Source organism: Novosphingobium sp. fls2-241-R2A-195, from assembly GCF_030209485.1.
Classification (GTDB): Bacteria; Pseudomonadota; Alphaproteobacteria; order Sphingomonadales; family Sphingomonadaceae; genus Novosphingobium; species Novosphingobium resinovorum.
In genome coordinates this window covers 1-24,801 of the sequence record NZ_JARVRY010000035.1, presented here as the reverse complement: position 1 = coordinate 24,801, position 24,801 = coordinate 1, and the positions used below count along the sequence as shown (strand labels likewise).

26 protein-coding genes are annotated in these 24,801 nt (G+C 66.8%); 14 read left to right on the top strand and 12 right to left on the bottom strand.

What is annotated here, in order from left to right; translation table 11 throughout:
* Positions 1-35: 35 nt before the first annotated feature.
* Positions 36-323, top strand: a complete 288-nt coding sequence (locus QRN25_RS23770) for a hypothetical protein (protein ID WP_285021818.1) — start codon at positions 36-38, stop codon at positions 321-323.
* A 655-nt stretch (positions 324-978) separates the two neighbouring features.
* Here QRN25_RS23770 and QRN25_RS23765 read toward each other — a convergent pair.
* The 8 genes from QRN25_RS23765 to QRN25_RS23730 all read right to left on the bottom strand — a co-directional run bounded on the left by QRN25_RS23765 (position 979) and on the right by QRN25_RS23730 (position 7,856).
* Positions 979-1,563 (bottom strand): F0F1 ATP synthase subunit B family protein, encoded by a 585-nt coding sequence (locus QRN25_RS23765; RefSeq protein WP_285021817.1) that lies wholly within the window; start codon positions 1,561-1,563, stop codon positions 979-981.
* Positions 1,556-2,050, bottom strand: a complete 495-nt coding sequence (locus QRN25_RS23760) for a F0F1 ATP synthase subunit B family protein (protein WP_008833282.1) — start codon at positions 2,048-2,050, stop codon at positions 1,556-1,558. Before QRN25_RS23760 ends, QRN25_RS23765 begins: the two co-directional genes overlap by 8 nt.
* A 104-nt stretch (positions 2,051-2,154) precedes the next feature.
* Entirely contained in the window at positions 2,155-2,379 is a 225-nt protein-coding gene (locus tag QRN25_RS23755) for a F0F1 ATP synthase subunit C (RefSeq protein WP_008833283.1), read from the bottom strand.
* Positions 2,380-2,427: 48 nt separating this feature from the next.
* On the bottom strand, positions 2,428-3,210 hold the full coding sequence (locus tag QRN25_RS23750; RefSeq protein WP_008833284.1) for a F0F1 ATP synthase subunit A: 783 nt from the start codon (positions 3,208-3,210) through the stop codon (positions 2,428-2,430).
* Between the two features lie 55 nt (positions 3,211-3,265).
* Entirely contained in the window at positions 3,266-3,586 is a 321-nt protein-coding gene (locus tag QRN25_RS23745; protein ID WP_008833285.1) for an AtpZ/AtpI family protein, read from the bottom strand.
* Positions 3,587-3,934: 348 nt separating this feature from the next.
* Positions 3,935-4,312 carry a YdbL family probable chaperone protein gene (locus tag QRN25_RS23740; protein ID WP_285021813.1) on the bottom strand — a complete coding sequence of 126 codons (378 nt, stop codon included), beginning with the start codon at positions 4,310-4,312 and terminating at the stop codon, positions 3,935-3,937.
* Positions 4,312-4,554, bottom strand: coding sequence for a YnbE family lipoprotein (locus QRN25_RS23735; protein ID WP_285021811.1), 243 nt, complete (start codon positions 4,552-4,554; stop codon positions 4,312-4,314). Before QRN25_RS23735 ends, QRN25_RS23740 begins: the two co-directional genes overlap by 1 nt.
* A gap of 47 nt (positions 4,555-4,601) precedes the next feature.
* Positions 4,602-7,856, bottom strand: coding sequence for an intermembrane phospholipid transport protein YdbH family protein (locus QRN25_RS23730; RefSeq protein ID WP_285021809.1), 3,255 nt, complete (start codon positions 7,854-7,856; stop codon positions 4,602-4,604).
* A gap of 53 nt (positions 7,857-7,909) precedes the next feature.
* Between QRN25_RS23730 and radC the strand changes: the two genes are divergently transcribed.
* Positions 7,910-8,647, top strand: coding sequence for a RadC family protein (radC, locus tag QRN25_RS23725; protein WP_211150236.1), 738 nt, complete (start codon positions 7,910-7,912; stop codon positions 8,645-8,647).
* A gap of 4 nt (positions 8,648-8,651) precedes the next feature.
* Entirely contained in the window at positions 8,652-9,401 is a 750-nt protein-coding gene (locus tag QRN25_RS23720; protein WP_285021807.1) for an NRDE family protein, read from the top strand.
* Positions 9,402-9,498: 97 nt separating this feature from the next.
* Here QRN25_RS23720 and QRN25_RS23715 read toward each other — a convergent pair whose 3' ends face one another.
* A complete protein-coding gene (locus tag QRN25_RS23715) occupies positions 9,499-11,241 on the bottom strand; it encodes a sensor domain-containing diguanylate cyclase (protein ID WP_285021806.1) in 1,743 nt (580 codons plus the stop codon).
* Between the two features lie 219 nt (positions 11,242-11,460).
* On the opposite strand from QRN25_RS23715, the gene purB reads away from it, so the two are divergent.
* The 4 genes from purB to QRN25_RS23695 all read left to right on the top strand — a co-directional run bounded on the left by purB (position 11,461) and on the right by QRN25_RS23695 (position 15,020).
* Positions 11,461-12,771, top strand: a complete 1,311-nt coding sequence (gene purB / locus QRN25_RS23710) for an adenylosuccinate lyase (protein WP_285021804.1) — start codon at positions 11,461-11,463, stop codon at positions 12,769-12,771.
* A gap of 187 nt (positions 12,772-12,958) precedes the next feature.
* Positions 12,959-13,297: a LapA family protein gene (locus QRN25_RS23705; RefSeq protein ID WP_285021802.1), complete on the top strand. Its 339-nt coding sequence runs from the start codon at positions 12,959-12,961 to the stop codon at positions 13,295-13,297.
* Positions 13,294-13,971 (top strand): orotidine-5'-phosphate decarboxylase, encoded by a 678-nt coding sequence (gene pyrF / locus QRN25_RS23700; RefSeq protein ID WP_008833293.1) that lies wholly within the window; start codon positions 13,294-13,296, stop codon positions 13,969-13,971. The genes QRN25_RS23705 and pyrF overlap by 4 nt, the downstream gene beginning before the upstream one ends.
* Positions 13,972-14,264: 293 nt before the next feature.
* Entirely contained in the window at positions 14,265-15,020 is a 756-nt protein-coding gene (locus QRN25_RS23695; protein ID WP_285021799.1) for an SIMPL domain-containing protein, read from the top strand.
* 18 nt (positions 15,021-15,038) lie between these two features.
* On the opposite strand, the gene QRN25_RS23690 is transcribed toward QRN25_RS23695, so the two are convergent.
* Positions 15,039-15,437, bottom strand: a complete 399-nt coding sequence (locus QRN25_RS23690) for a DUF4019 domain-containing protein (RefSeq protein ID WP_285021798.1) — start codon at positions 15,435-15,437, stop codon at positions 15,039-15,041.
* Positions 15,438-15,511: 74 nt separating this feature from the next.
* Here QRN25_RS23690 and QRN25_RS23685 point away from each other — a divergent pair, with 74 nt between their 5' ends.
* On the top strand, positions 15,512-16,153 hold the full coding sequence (locus tag QRN25_RS23685; protein WP_285021797.1) for a phosphoribosylanthranilate isomerase: 642 nt from the start codon (positions 15,512-15,514) through the stop codon (positions 16,151-16,153).
* A gap of 170 nt (positions 16,154-16,323) precedes the next feature.
* Here QRN25_RS23685 and QRN25_RS23680 read toward each other — a convergent pair whose 3' ends face one another.
* Positions 16,324-16,791, bottom strand: a complete 468-nt coding sequence (locus tag QRN25_RS23680) for an outer membrane protein (RefSeq protein ID WP_271181121.1) — start codon at positions 16,789-16,791, stop codon at positions 16,324-16,326.
* Positions 16,792-17,107: 316 nt separating this feature from the next.
* On the opposite strand from QRN25_RS23680, the gene trpB reads away from it, so the two are divergent.
* From trpB to QRN25_RS23660, 4 genes are all read left to right on the top strand, one after another.
* Positions 17,108-18,346 (top strand): tryptophan synthase subunit beta, encoded by a 1,239-nt coding sequence (gene trpB / locus QRN25_RS23675; RefSeq protein ID WP_285021795.1) that lies wholly within the window; start codon positions 17,108-17,110, stop codon positions 18,344-18,346.
* On the top strand, positions 18,343-18,594 hold the full coding sequence (locus tag QRN25_RS23670; protein WP_008833299.1) for a hypothetical protein: 252 nt from the start codon (positions 18,343-18,345) through the stop codon (positions 18,592-18,594). The genes trpB and QRN25_RS23670 overlap by 4 nt, the downstream gene beginning before the upstream one ends.
* A complete protein-coding gene (gene trpA / locus QRN25_RS23665; RefSeq protein WP_008833300.1) occupies positions 18,594-19,370 on the top strand; it encodes a tryptophan synthase subunit alpha in 777 nt (258 codons plus the stop codon). Before QRN25_RS23670 ends, trpA begins: the two co-directional genes overlap by 1 nt.
* 138 nt (positions 19,371-19,508) lie before the next feature.
* A complete protein-coding gene (locus tag QRN25_RS23660; protein ID WP_285021793.1) occupies positions 19,509-20,825 on the top strand; it encodes a bifunctional folylpolyglutamate synthase/dihydrofolate synthase in 1,317 nt (438 codons plus the stop codon).
* A gap of 83 nt (positions 20,826-20,908) precedes the next feature.
* On the opposite strand, the gene QRN25_RS23655 is transcribed toward QRN25_RS23660, so the two are convergent.
* The gene (locus QRN25_RS23655) at positions 20,909-22,579 is read right to left on the bottom strand and encodes an AmpG family muropeptide MFS transporter (RefSeq protein WP_285021792.1); all 1,671 of its coding nucleotides are present in this window, start codon (positions 22,577-22,579) and stop codon (positions 20,909-20,911) included.
* A 94-nt stretch (positions 22,580-22,673) separates the two neighbouring features.
* Between QRN25_RS23655 and QRN25_RS23650 the strand changes: the two genes are divergently transcribed.
* Complete coding sequence (locus QRN25_RS23650; RefSeq protein WP_285021790.1) at positions 22,674-24,149, top strand: pseudouridine synthase; 1,476 nt, start codon at positions 22,674-22,676, stop codon at positions 24,147-24,149.
* Positions 24,146-24,703, top strand: a complete 558-nt coding sequence (rsmD, locus tag QRN25_RS23645) for a 16S rRNA (guanine(966)-N(2))-methyltransferase RsmD (RefSeq protein WP_285021789.1) — start codon at positions 24,146-24,148, stop codon at positions 24,701-24,703. Before QRN25_RS23650 ends, rsmD begins: the two co-directional genes overlap by 4 nt.
* The last annotated feature ends 98 nt before the right edge of the window (positions 24,704-24,801 follow it).

Below are 24,801 nucleotides of genomic sequence, written 5' to 3'. Positions count from 1 at the left end.
TGGAAACAGGACATAGACGGCGGTATCGCTTGCTAATGGCTGAACAAGAACTTCCTTCCGACCTCGATAATCTTTGGAATGTGCTTCGCTCGTTTCGAGTCGAAGTTATCAGTCATTTGACTGATGACATTCCACTTCCAGAACGAATGGCGCAGCCATTGTGGAAGGCATTAGAAATTGTCGAAGGGGTAATCGACGATTTGAGGACGACCTGCGGGTTTAAAGAGGCGGGTTACACAGTCTACATGCCAGAGGATTTAATCGAAACACTCCGAGGCAATGAAGACTTTCCACCGAAAGGAGATTTGCAAGGCGACGTATAGGCTTGTTTCGCTACCTGAGTCACTCTGGCTTTTAAGGGGCGTTTCGGGAACGGCTGGATTTCGTTTCGCGCAGCATATTTTGTGGTTCACAGCTTGGGCCCACGGGCGGGACTCGAACCCGCCAAGACGACTGGATGAAACCTGCCGACCACGCCGACCGTGTCAGGACCAACCGCTCCTTATCCGATGTTCGGAACGACAGCAAAGGGGCGTGTTCGGTCAGGCGGTTTTTCTTCGCGCGCGGCGAGCACCGGACAGACGGCTATAGAGCGCAGCGCTCTCCGCCCGGAATGGCGAAAACGGGTGGCAAGTTGCCGTTTCAAAATCAGATCGTCATCCCAGCGAAGGCTGGGACCGCTATCGTCATATCGCGGCGTTTCGGCGAGGCGGGATGAAGCTCCCAGTGCCCAGCCGACAGCACTCATCATGGTCATAGCGGTCCCAGCCTTCGCTGGGATGACGATGGTATATGGACGACGGCCTTGGGGCGCTTACCGAAGGTCTTCTCACCTTCCATACGGCGCTCTCCGAAGCTCATCGCCCGCCACAACGTTACACCGCAAGGTGATCTCGCTAGATCCCTTGAGGCCACACACAAAAAAGCCCCCGTCCAAGGACGGAGGCTTCTTGATCCCACCCGCAAGGGGTCAGGAAATCAGATCCCGGCGATCGCCTGGTCCACCAGCACCCTGTCGGCGGCGGCGGAGTGGTTCGCGGCGATCAGGCCCTTAGCGGCAGCAGCGGCGGCAGCGGCAGCCTGGTTGCGCAGCTGGGTCACGGCAGCGAATTCGGCTGCGGTGATCTTGTCCTGCGCCATCTTCTCGCGGCGGGCGATGGTCTCGGTGGTGTCCGCCTCGGCCTTGGCGACGATCGCCTCGGCTTCGTGACGGGCATGGTCGAGCATCGCGGCGGCGTCCTTCTCGGCGTTCGCGATCTTGCTCGCATATTCCGAACGAAGGGCTTCCGCCTCGGCGCGCAGCGACTTGGCTTCAGCGAGTTGGGCCTTGATCTCGGCGATCTTGCCGTCGAGACCCTTGCCGATCATCTTCGGCACGCCCTTCCAGGCCAGGATCGCGAGCAGCACGATCATCGAGCTACTGACGACCGCGACCGGCGGCGCGAAGCCGAGGAACAGCGGTTCGGCGTGATGCTCGGTCGAAGCGTGCGTACCTTCGGCACCCGTCACTTCGGCGGCTTCATGGTCGAGGCCGTGCTCGACGGCGGCGTTGGCGTCAGCCATGGACCAGGTTCTCCTTCACGGCGCCGCGCACGACGTCGTCGCCCAGCGACAGGCCGGCGATGCGGCTGACGATGTCGCGGGTCGCCTCGGCAGCCACGGTCTCGATATCGTCGGCAGCGGCACGGCGCGCCTCGGCGATGCGGGTTTCCGCACCGGCTAGGGTGGCGTCGATCGATGCCTGGGCAACGGCGAGGCGCTGCTCGGCAGCGGCTGCGGCCTTGGCGCGGGCGTCGGCGATGGTGCCCTGCGCCGAAGCGCGGTTGGCGTTCTCGCGGGTGCGCCAGGAGGCCTCTTCGGCATCGGCCTGGGCACGAGCGGCTTCGGCTGCCTTGAGGTCGGCGGCGATCTGGTTGTCACGGCTGGCGACGGTGTCCATCACCTTCGGCACCATGCCCCGTCCAACGACGAAGAAGGTGATACCGAAGAAGATCAACAGCCAGAAGATCTGGCTGGAGTAGAACTCGCCTAGCTGAGCGATCTGAGGCATGGGTTCAGCCCTGTCTCGAAGGAAGCCGGAAAAAATCTTGCCGGAAATCCCGGCCGCCTCACCAAAGGGTCAGGGCGGCCGGAAATCCGGTCAAACGCGAGCGATCAGGCGAAGATCAGCAGCGCGGCAATGACGAACGAAAGCAGGCCGAGAAGCTCTGCACCGGCGAAGCCGATGAACAGGCGCCCCTGCTGGGCGTCAGCGGCGCCCGGGTTGCGCAGCGCGCCTTCGAGGAACTTGGCGAAAACGTTGCCCACGCCGATCGAGGCGAGGCCGGCGCCGATTGCAGCGAAACCGGCTCCGAGCAGCTTTGCAGCTTCTGCGTCCATATCAAAAACTCCCTTTGGTGTGCCCGCAAGTGAGGCGAAAAAAGATGATCAGTGAAGGTTCTCGGCGTCGTTGAGATAGACGCAGGTGAGAAGAGCGAAGACGTAAGCCTGGATGCCGGCGACCAGCAGTTCCAGCGCGCAGATGCCGACCATCAGCACGAAGCTGGGAATGCCGGCGATCGCGAACATGATCGGGCCGTTGTTGCCGCCCGAGATCACGAAGCTGGAGAGCACTTCGAGCAGCACGTGGCCGGCCATCATCGCGACGAAGAGTCGCAGACCGAGGCTGAACGGGCGCACCAGGAACGAGATCAGCTCGACCACGAAGATGATCGGGATCATCAGCGCCGGCGTACCGTGCGGCACGAAAAGCGAGAAGAAGTGCAGCTTGTGCTTGGCGAAGCCGACGATCAGCACGATCGAGAACGACAGCACCGCAAGAACGCCCGTGGCCGAGAAGTGGCTGGTGAAGGTGAAGGCGTGAACGCCCAGCACGCCCAGCGGCATCAGGCCGAGGAAGTTCGCGAAAAGGATGAACATGAACAGCGAGAAGATGTACGGAACGTACTTCTTGCCGTTCTTGCCGACGTTGGCGGCGAGCATGCCGTCGATGAAACCGGTGAAGGTCTCCACCGCCATCTGCCAGCGACCGGGCACCAGCTGGCGCTTCATGCCGCCCGCAACGAACACGATCAGCGCGAGGGTGGCGATGGCCATCCACAGCGCACTGTTGGTGAAGGCGATATTGTAACCGGCAATGTTCCAGTCCGCGCCCGCCAGCTTTTCAAGCTGGAACTGGTGCATCGGATCGAGCTTCGCTTCGGCTGCCACGCGCGATTACCCCTGTCGCCTATTGAACCACAGCGCCCCCTTACCCATTTTCGGGTCAGTCAGGACGCTGGTTCGTAATCCGTAATATGTTCCTGAAGGCAATACCAATTCCCACGAACAGCATCACCATCAGACTCAAGGCCATATATCCGCTGAAATGGCCGATGAGCCATCCCAGGAACAGACCGCCCGCGACACCTCCCAGCAATTCCGAAAGCACCCGGTTGCCCATGCGATAGCTCGCATCGGTTTCCGCGCCGGCTTTCGGTCGGTTGCGTTCCTCTTCCCGCTCGCGAAGGGCCTTCAGCCTTTCGTCGAGCGAATCGATGCGCGCATCCTCGCCAACAGGGTCTCGTGCAGGTTGCTCGTCGGTCATGTCACGTCCTCCTCACGATGACAGGAACGTTAGACACAAACGACGGCTGCCCGCCAAGAGCACCGGCCCCTTAGGGTGGGGCTTATCCCGAGTCAACCGGGGCGGCAGCTCTACGGTGCCTGTTGTTGACAGGACACGGGGCCAAGATGCGGCGCAGGTGAAGTAGAACTGCCGCGATCATCCGAATACCGCAATGGCGATGCAGCCGGAATGGACACGAAAAAGGCCGGAAAAGCGTACCCGCTTCCGGCCTTTTCTTGATTCGTCAGTGACGCGGCGAAAGTGTTGAACGGAGCGACCTAGTACTTTTGGCCGCGCGCCGTTTTCACCGCCTTATGGAGATCAATGTCACGGGCAGCGCGGATCGAGTTCCGGCGCACCGGCGCTGCGCGTCTTCCACGAACCGTCGAGGCCCTGGTACTTCTCGCCGGGCTTCGTGTCGCGGATCAGCTTGCAGCCGGTGGTGAAGGCGTATTCCTCGATCGTGCTCTTGCCCTGGGCGGCGGTGGTGTAGACCGAGCGGCGCTTGTTGTTGATATCGCGGACCATGGCGGAGATGTCCCCGCCGCCGCTCACCACGCCGAGGTAGCCGTCGCGCTGCTCGCCGACCTGCCCGGCCGCGCGCGCAGCGACGTATTCCGGCGAGCGCTGCGCATAAGCCGTGGACGCACCGGCGACGGCGAGAACCGTTACGGCTGCGGCGGCAATGAAACGAATGCTCGTCATCAGAAAATGCCCTTGTTCTCGTCCACCGTCTTGGCCGCGTCGGCGGCCAGGCGGTAGACGACTTCCTGCCGGATGTTGATGTTGAGTTCGATCACGATCGGCTTGTCGGGTGCTGCAACCTGAATGCAGCCTCCGAGACCGAAAGCGACCGCCATCACCGTCGCGGCCATCATTGCGGCGCGAACGGCGCGCCTGCCGGACCGTGTGCCCACCTGCTGCTCTGTCCAATACCCGTCGATCATCGCCGGGCTTGTCGCAGCCGGAGGGCTTCCGGTCAATTCCGAGGGCATCATGGCTTTTTCTCGCTGACTGGAGGCTGAATAGCGCCGGATGGAGCCGAAGTCGGTTTGGGGGGCGCCAGATTGAGCGTCGCATCGGGCGCGGTGGTCGAGCGCGTCCCGTCCGTATTGAGCAGGCCGAGCACCCTCGGGTCCGTCACGTACGTCGGATCGTAGAGCGAACGCATCGAGCCGAACAGGCTGAAGAACGGCGCCTTGATGTTGACGATGAAGCGGAGCGGGAGCTTCGCGATCTGCTTGGTGATGAAGTTCTTGCTCGCCCCCTGCCCCTGGCTGAGCCCGTCGAAGCTGATCTTCGTGACGATATCGCCCGAGAGCGAACCGCCCAGCCCGATCTCCATCTTCCTGTAATTCACCGACTTGAGCGCGTCGAAGGCGTAATTGCCCATGGCCGACAGGTCCTTGTACGTCAGCGCGCCGACATACGAGACATTGCCGCCGGGATCGCGCGAGCGCAGGAAGCCGTTCTCGATCCGGCCGCCATGCTCGTCGAAGATCAGCGGCAGCTCGCCGTCGAATATGCCGCTGGCGTTGATGTTCGTGAGTTCAAGATGCTGCACGAAGTCCGCCGCATCGAGGCCCGTGACGCGCAGCGTGTAGTAGCGCGTCTCCGCCGCGCCGATCTGCATCTTCGCCGGGTCGAGGGTCAACGTGCCCTCCATGAAGGGCCACTTTCCGCCGTGCACGATGAGGTTGTAGCCGGGGCGTATCTCGTAGGAGAGAGTGCCGTCGGTCACCTCGATGCCCGGGTTCATGGAGGCGATGCGTACGTTCTGATTCGGCGCGGTAACCATGCCGAGGAGGTCGGTGAACACCACCTCGCCCGACAGCCCCCGTAGCGGACCGAAAGCGGCTGCGAAGTCGACGCCGTCGGTGGAGAAGCGGCCACGGCTGGTCACGCTCTTCGGGTTCCAGTCGATCCGCCCGGAGCCGCGCACGACGCCCTTGAGGTCGGACACCACGCCCAGCACCAGCCGCGAGAGCGCGTCGGGCTGCAACTTGTCGTCGAAGACAATCCCCTCGACGGCAAGATTCGCATGACCGTCGGCCCTCGACAGATCGTGGACGATGTCGGCGCGGACCACCGCCCGGTCGCTGCTCGGCTCGCGGAGCAGGGCCTGCGCGGTGATGCGGTTGTCGGCCAGTTGCAGCGTCGCGTCGCGCGCCACCATCGGCTGGAAGCGCGCCACCTGTTGGCGGTCCACCAGCGTGAACTGCGCGCCCTCGATCGAGGCCACACCGCCGGCATAGCGCCAGCGGCCCGCAGCCTGCCGCATGTCCAGCGGTACGGCGGCAAGGCTGATGTCGGCCTGATCGAAGGTGCCCGCGATGTCCTTGCCGATCTGCCCGTCGAGATGGCTGACGAGGAAGTGCGATGCGGTGTCCGCCGGGCCAAGCGCCACGTTGATGGCGCTGGCCTTGATGACACCGGGCCTGCCCCCGCCCATCGCGAAGCCGAGCGGCCCGCTGGCGATGCGGATCGGCGTCTCGCCAAGGTGCCCGGAGAGGTCGAGCGCGGTCATGCCTGCCGCGAGCAGCAGGTTGTCGGGGCGCCCTTCCACGATCGCGCCGCCGCGCGCCGGGCACAGGGTCAGCTTGCGCTTGTCGATGGTCAGGTTGGAGAAGCTCAGGGCATCGAAGGCGACGTCGGTGCAGCGGCGCCACACGGCGAGCCTGCCGTCCGCGCCCCATCGGCCATCGACCGGAAGCTGCAGGTTGCGCGTGTTGCCGCCCGGAAGATCGCCGCTGAGAGTGACCTGCCCGTTGAACGAGAGCGCGCCGTCAGGCGCCTGCTCGAGCGACAGCCTCGGCACGCCGACCATCGCCGATCCGGCGCGGTAGTCGGTCATTGTCGCGCGCATGGCGAGGTGGCCGTCGTCACCGGTCTCCATCCGCCCCCACGCCTGCGGAAGTCCGCGCCCGCCGGTCGTGAAGTTGCCGTTCACCCGCGGCACGCCGCCCTTGCGGCCGAACATCGCCTGCACGCGCGAAAGCGACAGCACCGACTCGCCGCTGCCGCCCTTCAGCGACCCGCGCGTGACGACGACGCTGAGGCCCTCGCGCGAATTGCGCACGAGGAGTCCCGCGTTGATCGTACTGCCGCGCATCTCGCGGCCGAGCGCCTGCCGCACTTGCGCCGTGATCGGCGCGCCGAGGGTTCCGGCGGCCGCCTGCTGCGCCGACAGCAGCGCGCGATCGACGGTGCTGCCCAGCGCCAGTTCCCTGCCGGTGAGGTCGGCGTCCACATCGAATCGCGCGATGCCGCCGGTGGAGCGCGCGCGCCCTTCGAGGGTGACTTCGCCCATCCGCGCCTGCGGCGTGTCGAGTCCGCGCCCGGTAACCCGGTACGTCGCGCTCAAGGCGTTGCCGCGATAGGTGAACCGCCCCGAGCCGCTCGCTCCAGCCAGCTTTTGAACCCCGAAGCGCGCGGCTCCGGCGGAAAGGCCGAGCTTGCCCGAAGCCCCGTCGAGCGCTTCGTCGAGCGTCACGTCCAGTTGCACACCGGCCTTGGCCAGTCGCAGATCCTGCGATGGGCACGACAGGCTGTCCAGCCGCACCGGCCCTTCAAAGCGCGGCTTGGCGGCAGACGTCGTCAGCTTTCCGTAAATCGTCGCGCGCCCGGTCGAGCAGCCGCCGCCGGTGAGCGCGGGCGACAAGGCCGCCAGTTCGCCGGAGAACCCGCCGCGCAATTCGCCTTCACCCGCCAGCTTGACGCCGATGCGGCCGTGGTCGCTGTCGATCAGGGCGCGCCCGTCGACAACCGCAAGGTCGAGGTCGGGCATCTCGAACGGCCCGCCCTTGCCGCTGAACAGCGCCTTGTCGAGACTGCCGAAGCTGGCCTTGCCGCCGCGCCACGAACCGTAGAGGCGCGGCTTCACCACGGTGATCCGGCCGATACCGGGAAGTCCCCAGGAAAGGCGCGTCGCCACCCGCAGTTCCTGCACCGTCAGGTCCGGCCGCGCCGGATCGCCGATGACGAGGTTCCGAATCACCTGCTCCGAGGGTCCGATCCGCACGATCTCGTAGCGGGCATCGAGGCCCAGCGAATCGAGTTCGCGCTCGATGAGGTTCGCCGCGATCTCCTCGCGCGATAGCCAGGCAGCACCCAGCGCCGCCGCCAGCAGGCCGCCCACCACAAGCACGGGAGCGCCCCAGCGACGGCCGCTCCGAAAGCGCCCACGCGAAGAAAGGCCCCCGGTAGCGGCCTCGTCGGTGTCCGGGGTCTGGTCGATCTCTTGCGACATCCGATCGTTCACTTGCGCCGGGCGGACGGGAAAGGCAATTGTTTGTACGCAGCATGGACGGACAACCTCCCCTCTTCGATGAACGCCCCCTCCCCCTCAGGGAAGCGCGCGGCGATTTTGCCAATGATTCGAGCGGCCACCGCGCACGGTTGCGCAAGCGGTTGCTCGATGGCGGGGCGGAGGCTCTGGCGGATCATGAGGTCATTGAACTCCTGCTGATGCAGGCCGTTCCGCGCCGCGACATGAAGCCGCTCGCGCGCAGCCTGATCCATCGCTTCGGTTCGCTCGCGGGCGTGCTGCAGGCCGAACCGCGCGCCCTCGCCGCCCACCCCGGCATGGGCGAGGCCACCGCTGCTGCGCTGCGCGTGGTCACCGTCGCCGCCACCCGCATGGCCCGCCAGAAGGTGCGCGAGGCACCAGTGCTGTCCTCGTGGCACGCGCTCATCGACTACCTGACGATCGACATGGCGCACCTGACGGTGGAGCGCGTCCGCGTCCTCTACCTCAATGCCCGCAACATGCTGATCCTCGACGACCTCGTCGGCGAAGGCTCGATCGACGAGGCGGCGATCCACCCGCGCGAGGTGATCCGCCGCGCGCTCGACCTCGGCGCCACGGCGCTGATTCTCGTCCACAATCACCCTTCGGGCTCGCCGCAGCCGAGCCGCGCCGACATCGACATCACCAATCGCATCGCCGAGGCCGGACGGCTGCTCGGCGTCTCCGTCCACGACCACGTGGTGATCGGACGCGAGGGCCACGTCTCGCTGCGTGCCAAGGGACTGATCTGAGACCATGTGCGTCGCCGCCGTCGCCTGGGACGCCCATCCCGACTGGCTCCTCGTCGTGGCGGGCAACCGCGACGAGTTCCATGCCCGTCCCGCCGCGCCGCTCGCGCACAGGCCGGACGGCATCATCGCCGGGACCGACCTCACCGGCGGCGGCACCTGGCTTGGCGTTACCGAAGGAGGCCGCTTCGCCCTCGTCACGAACTACCGCGTGCCGGAAGGCTCGCAGCCCGGCCGTCCCTCGCGCGGGAAGCTGGTGACGGATCTGCTGGAGGGCGCGCTCCCGGACACGCTGACCGACGCGATGGCGCAGATGAATCCGTTCAACCTGATCCTGGCCGATACGGGCGAGGCCTCGTTCCTCACCAATCACCCGCAGGTCGAGGCGCGGCCGCTGTCTCCGGGCATCCACGGATTGTCGAACGGCGGTTTCGACGTGCCCTGGCCCAAGACGCTGCAGGTGGGGGAAGCCATCACGGAATGGCTGGATAGAGGCTCTGCCGAGGTGGAACCGCTGCTCGGCGCCCTGCGGAACGAGACGCCGGCACCCTCGCCCCATCGCCCCGAACTTGGCCCCGAACTTGGCCCTGAGCCGCGCTTCGCGCCCGTGTTCATCCGCGATGCGATTTACGGTACGCGGTGCAGCACGGTGATCACGGTCGACCGCGAGGGCCGAGGCTCGATCGTCGAACGCAGCTTCGATGCCGACGGCACCCGCACCGGCGACGTCCGGATCGACTTCGTCTGGGCTATGTAAATCACGTCGTCATTGCGAGCGCAGCGAAGCAATCCAGGGCGGCGCAGAACTGCCCTGGATTGCTTCGCTGCGCTCGCAATGACGAACGGAAAAATGACTAAGCCGCGATCATCTGGTTGCGGCCACCACGCTTCGCTTCGTAAAGCGCCATGTCAGCACGGTTGAGCAGGTCGATGCCGCCCTGCCCCGGCGCACGATGAACGAGGCCGCAGCTGATCCTCGCCTCGGTATGGCCGCCCATCGGCAGTTCGACCGGGGCCGCCGACACCGTGTCCACGATGCGGCGGCAGATGTCCTGCGTCATGCCGGGATCCGCAGCACCGAGCAGCACCACGAACTCATCCCCGCCCAGCCGCGCGACGAGGTCGCCGGCGCGCACCGATTGCAGCAGGCGGCGGGCGATCTCGGCAAGCACCGCGTCACCCGCGACATGGCCATGCTCGTCATTGAGCGACTTGAAGCGATCGACGTCCACGAGGGCGATGCTCAGCGCCTCGTTGCCCGCAAGCGCCGTCTCGAAGCGGCGCAGGAAGCCAGCACGGTTGGCCAGCCCGGTCAGTTCGTCCGTCTCCGCCCGGCGCGCCAGTTCGCCTTCGCGGGTCTTGCGGGCGGTCACGTCCACCAGTGTCGCGACCGTGCCCGAGACCTGTCCCTGATCGTCGCGCTCGGCGCGGAACTTGGCTTCGATCCACAGGCCGCCGGGGCGCTCGACCTCCATGGTCACGGTCGTATCCGCGTCGAGCGCCCTGAGATGGGCTGCGAAGAGCGCCTCGCCCAGCGGCGGATCGAGTTCCCCGATGTGCGAGCCCAGCAGCCGCTCCGCACCCTCGCCGACCAGCGGAACGGCATCGCCCACCGCGCGGGTGCAGGCTCCGTCCGCACTGAAACGCAGCAGCACGATGGAGGAGCGATCGGCAAGGACCTTGAGCGCACGCTCGCTCTCGCTGAGCCGGTCGATCAGGTCGCGGCGTGCGGCCAGCGCGGCGGCGACGGGCATCATCAGCACCAGCACGGTGGCGAGGTAGAACTGCAGGAAGGTCATCTGCACGCCCATGTCGCGGCCCGACAGGTTGACGGGGCCATGGCCGTAGAACGTGGCGACGCCGCCGGTCACCGCCACCAGCATCACGGCCACGCTCGTCCCCTGCCAGCCGAGCCGGAACGATACCAGCATCAGCGGCACCATCGGCAGGAACAGCAGCGGAAAGCGGTCCTGGCTGAACACCCCGACGCTGACGGCAAGGACCGTGGCGTGGAGCAGCAGGTGCTGCCCCCGCTCGCCCCAGGATGCGCCGCGCAGCGCGGGGATCGTGTCGCCGTGGAAAAGGCCGAAGAAGAACGGCGTGAAGATCAGAAGGCCCAGCGCATCGGCGCAGAACTTGGTGGCGAGCGAGGTCCCGATCGGCAGGTCGAACGCGATGTTTGCGATGCCCGCACCAAGCAGGGCGCCGAAGGCCGGGGCGATCATCCCCGCGCAGACGACGAAGCGGCCCACCGAGGCATGCTGGTGCAGCAGGCGGCCATCCGCATCGACCGTGGCGCGCAGCAGCCAGGCCGCCAGCGCGATCTCCAGGGTATTGGAGACACCGAAAGCCAGGGGACCGGACACCACCCCGCGAATCGCGAACCCCGCGGCGGCGACGGCGATCAGGCCGCTCGCCAGGAATACCGGCCACTCGCGTGGGCGGCGCCCCAGCAGCTGCGCCAGAACCACGGCATTGGCCGGCCACACCGAGGCAAGGTTGCCCTGAAAACTGAGGTACTTGATGACCGCCGCCGAAAGCGCGAAGCACACCAGTCCTGTCAACAGGGGTGCGACGATGAGGCGGGCCTTGGGCATCTCTTGCGGGTCTCTGGACGCTTCGAACGCACGGCGCTGTGCGGACTTCTCGTGCAAACGTTTGCGTCCGGAGTGGTTAAGATTCCTCCTCGGATTACGGGTCTACGCGCAGTTTCCTTGCGCCGTTCCTTCCCCAAGCGCCTTGCCTTTCGCGCCCGCGCCGCCTAGCGGCACCGGCACGAATTGGCCGCTACCCGCGTCAGCTGCAAGGAGTCGAACATGGTCCCCCGCTACGCCCGCCCCGCGATGACCGCGATCTGGGAACCCGAAGCCCGCTACCGCATCTGGTTCGAGATCGAGGCCCATGCCGCCGTCAAGATGGGCGAGATGGGCACCGTCCCCGTATCCGCCGGCAAGGCGCTGTGGGACTGGTGGGCGACCAGCCCCAGGATCGACGTCGCCGCGATCGACGCCATCGAGGCCGTGACCAAGCACGACGTCATCGCCTTCCTTGACTGGGTCGCGCAGCAGGTCGGCCCCGAGGCGCGCTTCATGCACCAGGGCATGACCAGCTCCGACGTGCTCGACACCACGCTGAACGTGCAGCTGGTCAAGGCCGCCGACATCCTTCTGGAAGACCTCGACGCCCTGCTCGCCGCGATTAAGCGCCGCGCCGAGGAGCACAAGTACACCCCCACCATCGGCCGCAGCCACGGCATCCACGCCGAGCCCGTCACCTTCGGCCTCAAGCTCGCCGAAGCCTATGCCGAGTTCGCCCGGTGCCGCACGCGCCTCGTCTTCGCGCGTGAGGAAATCGCGACCTGCGCGATCTCGGGCGCGGTCGGCACTTTCGCCAATACCGACCCGGCAGTGGAACAGTACGTCGCCGACCAACTGGGCCTCGGGATCGAGCCGGTCTCCACGCAGGTCATCCCGCGCGACCGTCACGCGATGTTTTTCGCCGTGCTGGGCGTCATCGCCAGCTCGATCGAGCGCCTTGCCGTCGAGGTCCGCCACCTGCAGCGCACCGAAGTCCTGGAGGCCGAGGAATACTTCTCGCCCGGTCAGAAGGGCTCGTCGGCGATGCCACACAAGCGCAACCCGGTCCTCACCGAGAACCTCACCGGCCTCGCACGCGTGGTGCGTTCGGCCGTCGTCCCCGCCATGGAGAACGTGGCGCTGTGGCACGAGCGCGACATCTCGCACTCCTCGGTCGAGCGCTTCATCGGCCCCGACGCGACGATCACCCTCGACTTCGCGCTGGCGCGCCTGACCGGCGTGATCGACAAGCTGCTGATCTACCCCGCGCGCATGCAGAAGAACCTCGACCGCATGGGCGGCCTGGTCCACTCGCAGCGCGTGTTGCTGGCGCTGACGCAGGCGGGCCTGACCCGCGACGAGAGCTACCGCCTCGTCCAGCGCAACGCCATGAAGGTGTGGGAATCGGACGGCCAGCTCTCGCTGCTCGAACTGCTCAAGGCCGACCCCGAAGTCGCCGCCGCGCTGCCCGCAGAGGTGATCGAGGACAAGTTCAACCTCGACTACCACTTCAAGCACGTCGACACGATCTTCGCCCGCGTGTTCGGCTGAGCCGATCGTCGTCCCGGACCTGATCCGGGATCGCTGGCTGTCTTTAGATGCGCGCTGTCGATAAGGCGCCTGGCCGAGAGCAAGGTTGTTCTCGGCCAGCGGTCCCGGATCAAGTCCGGGACGACGGCGGAATCCCTTCCCTTGCGGAAAATTCACGCCTAGCATCGCCGGGAAAGCAGGAGGAACAATGCAGGTCATCCGCACCATCGCATGGGTCGTGCTCACCGCCGTGCTCGTCGCATTCATCGCGATGAACTGGACCAAAGTGCCGGTAAACTTCTGGCCTCTGGCAGACGGCAACTACTTCCACTTCGAATGGCCGGTCGGCGTCGTCGCGCTGCTCTTCTTCGGGCTGGGCATGCTGCCGGTGTGGGCTTACCTGCGCGCCGTACGCTGGCGGCTCAACCGCCGCATCGCCAGCCTCGAGAACTCGCTGCGCGCCACCTCGATGCCCTCGCTCGCCGAAGCGCACGAAGCCGCGCCCGTCACCCCAATCGAAACCCCGTCGGAAATCGAGAAGTCATGAACCGCAATCCCGTCTACCTCGCCCTCGACCTCCCTCGCCTCGACGCCGCAGAAGCGCTGGCGCGCAAGGTCTCGGGCCATATCGGCGGGATCAAGCTGGGCCTCGAATTCTTCTGCGCCCACGGCCACCACGGCGTCCATGAACTGCACAAGGTGGGCCTCCCCATCTTCCTCGATCTCAAGCTGCACGACATTCCCAACACCGTCGCCGGCGCCATGCAGGCGATCCATGTGCTGCAGCCCTCCATCGTCACCATCCACGCCGCCGGCGGCCGCGCCATGATGGAAGACGCCAAGGCCGCCGCCGGTGAAAACTGCAAGGTCGTGGCCGTCACCGTGCTCACCAGCCTCGACGGCGACGACCTCTCCGCCATCGGCGTCAACGCCAACCCCTACGACCAGGCCCTGCGCCTCGCCGACCTCGCCCACTCGGCGGGCCTCGACGGCATCGTCTGCTCGGGCCACGAAGTCGGCGCGGTGCACAAGCAGTGGAAGGACGGCTACTTCGTCGTCCCCGGCCTGCGCCCGGCAGACGGCAAAGTCGGCGACCAGAAGCGCACCGTCACCCCGCGCGAAGCCCGCGATGCAGGCGCCAGCGTGCTCGTCATCGGACGGCCGATCAGCCGCGCGGAAGATCCGCTTGCAGCGGCGAAGGCTATCGAGGCTACTCTTTAAGATCGAAAAAGAGGATTCTGGGGCCATCGCCCCAGACCCCTTTACTGTCATCGTTGTGCGCGCAGCAGCGTCGCGTCCACATTGCGCCGCAGGCTATTGGTCTCCCGACGCAGCCTCATTGCGTGACGATGCTGCACGCCCGACCTCGACGGTTCACGGGGTGCAGGGGTGTTAAACCCCTGCTTCCTCCTCTGCTCACCTTAACGTTTGCACACTTCACCGTTCAGCCCTTCGCAACCTCCCTCCGTCCAGATCGTTGTCCACCGAACAACCCCCGGGAGTGCGACCCCATTATGAAGACCCTGAGCCTGCTCGCCGCCACGGCTATGGCAGCATCCGCCCCTACCGCCTTCGCCCAGCAGGCCCCTGCTCCCGCCATCGAGGCCGGGCACACGATGCTCACCGTTACCGCCGAAGGTTCGTCCACGCGCGAGCCCGACATGGCGAACTACAGCGCCGGTGTGACCACGCAGGGCACGACCGCCAGCGAGGCGCTTTCGGCCAACTCGGCGCAGATGACCAAGGTGATCGCCGCGCTCAAGCGGGCCGGGATCGCCGACAAGGATGTCCAGACCAGCAACCTCAACGTCAATCCGGTCTATGCCCAGCCCAAGCGCTTGCCCGATGGCTCTTACGAGGACGACGGCCAGCAGCGCATTGTCGGCTACCGTGCGAGCAATTCGGTCTCGGTCCGCCAGCGCAAGCTGCAGGACATGGGCAAGGTGATCGACGCGCTCGTCACCGCCGGTGCGAACCAGGTCAACGGCCCGAACTTCATGCTGTCGCAGCCAGAGGCGGCGATGGACGAGGCGCGTGTCGAGGCGATGAAGTCCGCCCGTGCCCGCGCCGAACTCTATGCCAAGGCATCGGGCCTGCGGGTCGCGCGCATCGTCTCGATCAGCGAGAGCGGCGGTTATTCGCCGCAGCCGGTGATGTTCGTGCGCAAGGAGGCCCGTGACATGATCGCCGCCGCCGCGCCGCCGCCGGTCGCTGCGGGCGAGTTGGAGATGAACGTCAATGTGACGGTGCAGTTCGAACTGGCGCCGTGATCGACCATCAATTGACCATCAATTGACCATCATCTCGTTCGATTGAATGTGATAGCCGACGAGCGCGAGCTTGTCGGCTTCACTTTTTCGGAACACGAATTGCTCGGTTCCACTACCGCGTTCGAACACGGTTTCGTTGGTTGTCGTGGTGAAGCTGCCGTTGGTGCTGGCGTTGCGGTTCCAGCCGACCTGCTTGCTCGACTTCACGTTGCCCAGCTTGCGATGGACCGCGTCGAGCAGAGCCACGAACTGCTTCTGCGTGGTGGCCTTGCGCATGTCCGGCCCGGTGGCATCCCAGATCGCCTGCGAGCGGCCTGCGTCCAGCGCCTGGTGGAAACGGACCACTTCTGCGTCGGCTTGCTGGATCGACTCCTTCACGCTGCAGCCGCCGAGCATTGCCGCGGCTGCGATTGCCATTAGATAGCGGCCCAACCGATTCACTTCACGTCCTTCATTTCATGCAGGACCGCAGCTTAGGGCAAGGCGCGCATATGCCAACAGCGGCAATCAAGATTTGCGGTATCAGCACCGCCGCTTCGCTGGAAGCGGCCATCCGCGCCCGCGCCGCACACATCGGCCTGGTGTTCTTCGCCAAGAGCCCGCGCGCGGTGAGCCCGGTGCAGGCGGCGCAGCTTTCGGAGCGCGCGGCGGACCGGATCGGCCGCGTCGGCCTGTTCGTGGACGCCAACGACGCGCTGCTCGGCGAGGCCGTGGGCGCGGCGAAGCTCGACGCGCTGCAACTCCACGGGTCCGAGACGCCCGAACGCGCCGCGCAGCTCCGTGCCCGCTTCGGCATCCCCGTATGGAAGGCATTGTCCGTCGCCACCGCCGACGACGTCACCCGCGCGAACGCCTATGCGGGCGCCGCCGATCTTGTCCTCTTCGACGCCAAGACGCCCAGGGGCGCCCTGCCCGGCGGCATGGGCCTCAGCTTCGACTGGGGCCTTGTCGCGAACTGGAAGGGACCGCTGGCATGGGGCCTCGCGGGGGGCCTCGACCCGGCGAACGTCGCCGAGGCCATCCGGCTGACGGGAGCGCCGCTGGTCGATACGTCCTCGGGCGTGGAGAGCGCGCCGGGCGTGAAGGACAACGCGCGCATCGCCGCCTTCTGCGCGGCGGTGCGCGCAGTCTGACCCAACCTTTCGTCATTGCGAGCGTAGCGAAGCAATCCAGGGCGACTCAAGATTGCTCTGGATTGCTTCGCTACGCTCGCAATGACGAAGGCCAGACGAAGAAAGGGGCGGCCCGTCGGACCGCCCCTTTCCTGGCTTACACTGCTTTCGCAGCGATCAGATCCGTGGGATCAGAACTTGACGCCCACGCCCACGAGGCCGCGGTCGGCGTCGGGGGTGTTGTCGCCGACCAGCAGGTGCTGGTATTCGGCCTTCACGTAGTAGCGCGAACCGACATCCTGCTGCACGCCGCCACCGACGCCCACGGCGCTGTTGCCGTAGCGGGTGTTCTTCGACTGCCAGTCGGCCAGCGCGTAGACCTTGGTGCCCGGGATCGGCTGCACGCCGATGCGGCCGCCGGCGCCCCACGAAACGCGGGTGTTGTCGGTCAGGATCTTGTCCGCCGAACCCTGCACACCCACGAAGAGCTTGTCGGTGAGGTCGTAGTCGTAACCAGCGGCCACACCAGCCGTTGCTTCGCTGTCGCTACCGTCCCAGATCACACCGCCGCGCGCTTCGACGCGAGCCTCGTTGGCCAGGGCGGGAGTGGCAGCGGCCACGGCAGCAACCGCGGCGAGCGAAACAAGTGCAATACGCATATTATATAACTCCAAGTATTCCTGCGATCCCGACCCTCATCGGGGTTATCGTCGGGAGCCCTGCCGCTGGACCCCGTCACCTTTCAGTCAGATGAACGGTAAATTCTTGGAATCGTTCAAAACGTCACAAAACTGCAGTTTATGCCGGTTAGGTGCTTTTGCCGATTTTCAGTTGCATTGTTTGCAATTGAATGTCCGCCAGGCGATCACCAAGCCCCTGTAGGCGCCCATGGTTTTCCGGCGTTCCCGGGGCAAACATGGCCCCTCTCCTCAAGGCGTCTGGACAAGCGCGGGGGGGTCTGCCAAGCGCCGGATTATGACCGTTCAGAGCCCCAATTCGCTTCGTTCGTATCCCGATGAGTCGGGTCACTTCGGCCAGTTCGGCGGACGCTACGTCGCCGAGACGCTGATGCCGCTGATCCTCGACTTGGAAAAGGAATACCGTGCTGCGAAGCTGGACCCGGCGTTCCAGGCCGAGTTCGACGATCTGCTCAAGACTTTCGTAGGTCGCCCCAGCCCGCTCTATCCCGCCCCGCGCATCACCGAGCATTTCCGAAAGCTCGCGCCCGAGGGCAAAGGCCCGAAGATCTACTTCAAGCGCGAGGATCTGAACCACACCGGCGCGCACAAGATCAACAACTGCGTCGGCCAGATCCTGCTGGCCATGCGCATGGGCAAGACCAAGATCATCGCCGAGACCGGCGCGGGCCAGCACGGCGTCGCCACCGCCACCGTCGCGGCGCGCTTCGGCCTGTCCTGCACGATCTTCATGGGCGCCAAGGACGTCGAGCGCCAGGCGCCCAACGTGTTCCGCATGAAGCTGCTCGGCGCCGAAGTGGTGCCGGTCACCAGCGGCGCGGAAACGCTCAAGGACGCGATGAACGAGGCGCTGCGCCACTGGGTCGCCAACGTCCACGACACCTTCTACATCATCGGCACCGCCGCAGGCCCGCACCCGTACCCGGAACTCGTCCGCGACTTCCAGAGCGTGATCGGCACCGAAACGCGCGAGCAGATCCTCGAAGCCGAGGGCCGCCTGCCTGACATGCTGGTGGCGGCGGTTGGCGGCGGATCGAATGCGATCGGCATGTTCCACCCCTTCCTCGACGACGCGGACGTGGCGATGGTCGGCATCGAGGCCGCCGGCCACGGCATCGAGAGCGGCCAGCATGCCGCCTCGCTGATGGGCGGGCGTCCGGGCATCCTCCACGGCAACAAGACCTACCTGCTCCAGGACGAGGACGGCCAGATCACCGAGGCCCATTCGATCAGCGCCGGTCTGGACTATCCCGGCCTCGGCCCCGAGCATTCGTGGCTGCACGAGGCGGGCCGCGTGAAGTACGTGCCGATCACCGACACCGAGGCGCTCGAAGCATTCCAGCTGTGCTGCGCGCTGGAAGGCATCATCCCGGCGCTCGAAAGCGCCCACGCCCTCGCTGCACTGCCGCAGCTGACGGCTCAGCTGGACGCGGACAAGCTGCTCGTCGTCAACGTCTCCGGGCGCGGCGACAAGGACATCTTCACCGTCGCCGAGGCGCTGGGGGTCGAGCTTTGAAAAAGGGCGGGTGGCAACGGTCGCTGATCGACGCCGCCGTGCTCTGGATGGCGGTGTTCCCGGCGATCAAGGTCCTCGCCGACCTCGTCCGGGTGCGCTCCTTCGACCTTTCGGGCGCGGGCTACTACTGGGCCTTCGCCTTCCGGGGAAGCTGGAGCGACATTGCCGTCAGCCTCGCCTACCTCGCCGTTTTCGTCGGCCTGACCGCCGCCATTCTCCGCTATTCCGGAAAGACGCTGTTCTCCTGATGACCCGCTTCGAAACCGCTTTCGCCAAAGGCCCCGCGCTCGTCTGCTTCATCACCGGGGGCGACGGCGACACCGCATCGAACCTCGACGCGCTCGTCGCGGGCGGCGCCGACGTGATCGAGCTGGGCATGCCCTTCACCGATCCGATGGCGGACGGCCCGGCGATCCAGGAAGCCAACTTGCGCAGCCTCGCCAAGGGTACGCGCACGGCCGACATCTTCCGCATCGCCGCCGAGTTCCGGCAGCGTCACCCCAACGTGCCGCTGGTGCTGATGGGCTACGCCAACCCGATGACCATCCGCGGCCCCGAGTGGTTTGCCGAGGAATGCGCCAAGGCCGGCGTCGACGGCGTGATCTGCGTCGACATCCCCAGCGAGGAAGACGCCGCCCTCGGCCCGGCGCTGCGCGAAAAAGGCGTGTCGCTGATCCGCCTCGCCACCCCGACCACCGACGCCGCGCGCCTGCCCAAGGTGCTGGAGGGCTCCTCGGGCTTCCTCTACTACGTCTCGGTCGCGGGCATCACCGGCATGCAGCAGGCGGCGCAGGGCTCGATCGAGGACGCGGTGGCGAAGCTCAAGGCCGCCACCGACATTCCCGTCGCGGTCGGCTTCGGCGTGCGCACGCCCGAACAGGCCGCCGCCATCGCCAAGGTGGCGGACGGCGTGGTCGTCGGCTCGGCCTTCATCGATATCGTCAAGCAGCATGGCGATGCCGCTCCGGGGCCGCTGCAGGACTACACCGCATCGCTCGCCGAGGCGGTGCATTCCGCTCGATAGAGCCAAGCCGATGGGGCTTCGACAAGCTCAGCCTGAGCGGGGTTGGAGGCTTACGCCACTTCCGCTCACCCTGAGCTTGCCGAAGGGTCGGACACAGCCTCTCGAAGCCCCCACGCGCAAGGCGCCGTCGAGGACACCATGAAAGACTTCGCCGTGTCCGAATCCCCCGCCGTGCAGGCCCAGCTCGATCGCCTTGCCGCGCTGTCGCTGCCGCAAGGCCGCATCGGGCTTGAGGCGATCCGCACGCTGCTGGCGCGCCTCGGCGATCCGCACTTGCGCATCGCGCCCGCGTTCCACGTCGCGGGCACCAACGGCAAGGGGTCGACCTGCGCCTTCCTGCGCGCGATCCTGGAGGCGCAGGGGTACAAGGTCCACGCGATCACCAGCCCGCATCTGGTGCGCTACAACGAACGCATCCGCATCGCGGGCGAACTGGTCGGCGACGACGAACTCGCCAGCCTGCTGGCCGAAGTGCTGGACGCGGCGCACGATCTCGAAGTCAGCTTCTTCGAGACGACGATCGCCGCCAGCTTCCTCGCCTTCGCGCGCCATCCGGCGGACGTCTGCGTGATCGAGGTCGGCCTCGGCGGCCGGTTCGACGCGACCAACGTGCTGCCCGCACCGCTGGTCTGCGGCATGGCGACGCTGGGCATCGACCACGAACGCTTCCTCCTCGCCCCCGAGGACGGCACGCCCGCCGAGCCGCTCACCCGCATCGCCTTCGAGAAGGCGGGCATCCGCCGTCCGCACGTGCCGCTGGTGACGCAGAACTACCCGCACGAAGTCGCCGCGTTCCTGCAATCCCTCGCCGCTTCAGAGGACGTACCGCTGCAGTCGCGCGATGCCGAGTGGAAGGCGCAGGTCACCCGCGACGCCATCTGGTTCGAGGACCGCCACGGCTCCTTGACCCTCCCCCTGCCCGAGATGCCCGGTGCGCATCAGGCGGACAATGCCGCCCTCGCCGTCGCCATCCTGCGCGCGCAGGATGTGCTGAAGATCGATCCTCACGCCTTCGCCGAGGGCATCCGCGCCGCGCGCTGGCCCGCGCGGATGCAACTGCTGGGCGACGGGCCGCTGACCGCGCTCGTCCCCGGCACGCCGGTCTGGCTCGACGGCGGGCACAACCGCGACGCCGGGCTGGCGCTGGAAGCATTCCTGCGCGAACGGGGGCAGGCGCCGCATCTGATCCTCGGCATGATCGAAGGCAAGGATCCCGCCGCGCTGCTCGATCCGCTCCACCGCCTCGTCGAAAGCGTCACGCTGGTGCCGGTTCCGGGGCATGACTGCCACCCGCCCGAGGCGTTCGCAGGCTGGTCGCTGCCGACCACGACCGCGCCCGATGTGCCTACCGCCCTGCGCGAACTGGAAGCCCGCAACCCGCGCGCGGTGCTGATCGCGGGGTCGCTCTATCTGGCCGGCGCAGTGCTCGGCGCGAACGGCGAAATGCCAACCTGACCGTCATTGCGAGCGTAGCGAAGCAACACAGGACAGCGCAAATCGCCCTGGATTGCTTCGCTACGCTCGCAATGACGAAACGTTCAGGCAGCGTTCTTCCGCGCCGTGCGCCACCACTCCAGCAGGCTGAGCACGATCGCGACACTGCCGATCCACGTCACCAGCACGAACATGCGGTAGTACCCCTGATCCTCGATCAGCTTGCCCAGTGCGCCGCGCCCCAGCGTCCCCACCAGCAGCGTCAGCGACGAGAGCAGCGCATACTGCACCGCGCTGTAGCGCTTCGACACGATCGAGGAGAGCCACGCAATGTAAGCCGCGCCCGCGATGCCGGTAGCGAGGTTCTCGGTGCCGATCGTCACCATCAGCGCGCCCAGACGTGGCTCGCCGCCGAGGTGCTCGACCAGCCAGGTCACGCCCAGCACGTCGCTCAGCAGCGCCATGCGCGCACCGCCAAGGGCAAGGTCGGCGTAGAGCAGGTTCGTCACCGCCGCCAGCACCGCGCCCAGCGTCAGCGTCGCCATGCGGCCCAGCACGGTCAGCAGCGTGCCGCCGAGCGCCAGCCCCAGCACGATCGCGCCGACCCCGAAGAACTTGGAGGCGATCGCCACCTCGTCCTTCGAATACTTCAGTTCGCCCAGGTAGAACGGATAAGCGAACGTCCCCCATATCGAATCGCAGATCCGGTACGTCAGCACCAGCGCCAGCGCCAGCGCGAGGCCCCAGCCCATCCGGCCCACGAGTTCGGTCAGCGGCAGGATCAGCGCGCGGTAGAGGTGGTCGAGGACCTGCCCACCAACGCCCTGTTGCGGCACCTCGGCGACCAGCAAGTGCCGCCCGCTACGCTGCAGGTACACCAGAACGGCGGCGATGGCGGAGGGCAGCACGATCGTCGCCAGCACGATCAGCGGCCCGGTGCTCGCCACGAAGTCCACCGCATCGGGACGCTGCTCGGGCTCGGCGCCCAGCGAGCGGACCATGAACACCACCACCACCGCCAGCGCCCAGCCCCACAGCAGGCCGACCCCGCCCAGCGCAACGGCCCGCACTCTGGGGGTTAGCTGTCCCGCGAAGCGCAGTTCGGCCAGGGCATCGTCAGCACGTTCCGCCTGCGCGTCGGCATCGGTGTCAGGCGCGAAGAGGCAGATCGCACCCGCTGCCAGCAGGATCACGCCCATCGTCAGGAACACCGTGGGCCAGCCGATGCGATCCGCCAGGATCAGCGAGACCGCGCCGCCCACCAGCGCCGCGATGCGGTAGCCCATCTGGAACACGGTGGAGAGCATGTCGATCGTCGCCACCTCGTCCGCCACGTCGACACGCCAGGCGTCGATGGCGATGTCCTGCGTGGCCGAGGCGAAGGCGCCGATTCCCGCCAGCAGGGAAAACAGCCCCAACGCCGCCACCGGATCAAGCCGCGAGAGCGTGACCAGAATCGCGCCGAGCAGGATCTGCGCGGTGACGATCCACTGCTTGCGCCGCCCCAGGCGCTTCAGCACCGGCAGGTTGATCCGGTCCAGCGCGGGCGACCACAGGAACTTGAAGGCATAGGCGAGGCCGATCAGCGAGAACACGCCCATCGTCTCCAGATCGACCCGCGCATCCGAAAGCCAGGCGTAGAGCGTGCCCAGCAGCAACGAATAGGGAAGCCCCGCCGCGAAGCCGAAGACCGCCATGAAGCCGGTCTTGCGATTGCCCAGCGCGCGGCCCACGGCTCTCCAGCCGGGCTTGGGCGCGGGTGCGACTTGCGACATCGAGGCTCCTTTCGTGGTACTGGGCCGGACCCTAACGCAGTCCTGCGTGAAGGGAAGGCTGGATGAAGCGGCGATCAACAGGTATGGGCCACGCATGTCCAAACCTCCCAGCAAGTCTTCAGGCGGCAGATCACGCGGCTCCGGCCGTGGCCGCGATTCCGGTTCCTCGTTCGGTGGAGGCCCGCGCGGAGGGTCTTCGCGCGGCAATGCGTCGCGTGACGGCGGCCCGCGCTACAATGCCGCAAGCGGCAGCGCGCGTGGGCGCACCGGCCGCGATGACGGTCCTGACGCGCCCCGCGGCGACGCTCCGCGCGGCGGACGCGGGCGCCGCGAAGCCCCGCGCATCGGCAGCCGCGAGGATTTCCGCAGCGAGTTTCCACGCCGTGGTTCCAGAGACGGTGGGCGTGACGGCGCCTCCCGCGATGCTGGTCCGCGCGATGCCGCTGCCCGCGATGGCGCCCGTACCGGCGCCCCGCGTGGCGATCGCCCGCGTGAGGATGGGCCGCGCGGCGGCTCTTATCGCAGTGGCCCCGCCCGTGATGGCGCGTCTCGCGCCGAGCGTCCGCGCAGCGACGGATCGCGCGATGCCACGTACCGTAGTAGCCCGCCCCGTAGCGGTCCCGCACGTGATGGAGCCCGCGACGGCGAGCGGGGCTATCGCTCGCGCCGCGACGATCGCGGCCCGAACGACCGTTTTGGGGGCGACCGCTTCGGTTCGGATCGCAGCCCGCGTGCACCCCGCCCCAACCTCAAGCCCGGCGCCGCCCCGCGCGCTGCCGCGCCGACGCCCAAGAACCCGGCACTCCCGGCCCGCGAAGGCGAGCGCGTCGCCAAGCTGCTCGCCCGCGCCGGCGTCGCCAGCCGCCGCGAGGTCGAGCGGCTGATCATCGAAGGCCGCGTCACGCTGGACGACGTGGTGATCGAAACGCCCTCGACCGTGCTCACATCCTTGCGCGGCGTCGCGGTGGACGGCAATCCGATCGCGGAAGCCGAAGGCACGCGCCTGTTCCTGTTCCACAAGCCGTCGGGCCTCATCACCGCCGAGCGCGATCCGGCGGGTCGCCCGACGATCTACACCGCGCTGCGCAACGCCCTGCCCGAAGGCACCGGCCGCGTGATGCCGATCGGCCGCCTCGATCTCAACACTGAGGGCCTGCTGCTGCTGACCAACGACGGCGAGTTCAAGCGCCAGCTCGAACTGCCCGCCACCGGCGTGCCGCGCACCTACCGCGCGCGTACTTTTGGCGACATCACGCAGGAACAGCTCGAACAACTGATGGAAGGCATCGAGGTCGACGGCGTGATCTACGGCAAGATCGACGCCAACATGGAGCGCCGCACCGGTCGCAACCAGTGGATCGAGATGACGCTGACCGAAGGCAAGAACCGCGAAGTGCGACGCGTGCTCGAAGCGCTTGGCCTCCAGGTCAGCCGCCTCCTGCGCACCGCCTACGGTCCCTTCCGCCTCGGCGACATGCCCAAGGGCACGGCGGGCGAGGTTTCGCAGCGCGACCTCGAGAACTTCCGCAAGAGCCTGCCGAGCCAGAATCCCACGAGAACGCAGGCATGAGCGGAAACCTGCGGATTATCGCGGGCGAATGGCGCGGCCGCAAGCTGGCCGCGCCCGAGGGCGACACCACCCGTCCCACCGCCGACCGCACGCGCGAGACGCTGTTCTCGATGCTGGTCAGCCGCCTCGGCGATTTCGAGGGACTGAAAGTGGCGGATCTCTTCGCCGGCTCGGGCGCGCTGGGGCTGGAGGCCCTGTCGCGCGGGGCGGCGCACTGCCTGTTCGTCGATCAGGATGCAGGCGCGATCCGGGCGATTCGCAAGAACATCGCCAACCTGCAGGCGCAGCCGCGCAGCGACGTGCGCGCCTCCTCGGTGATGTCGCTGGGGACCGCAAAGGAGCCGCTCGACCTCGTGCTGCTCGACCCGCCTTACGATACCGGCGCGGGTCAGGTGGCGGTGGACAAGCTGGCGCGGCTCGGCTGGATCGGCGAAGGCACCTGGGTGAGCCTCGAAACCGGTAAGGGTGAAAGCGTGTCGATCAAGGGCTTCGAGGCCGATGCGACGCGCGACGTCGGCAAGGCGAGACTACACCTGCTGCGCCGCACGGCTTGACATTTATAACCACATAGGTTATATGCCCCAGCATCCGGAGCAATGCAGATCACATTGCTTCGGTGTATCGGGTCGGCGTCGTGGGCCGGGATGCGGTT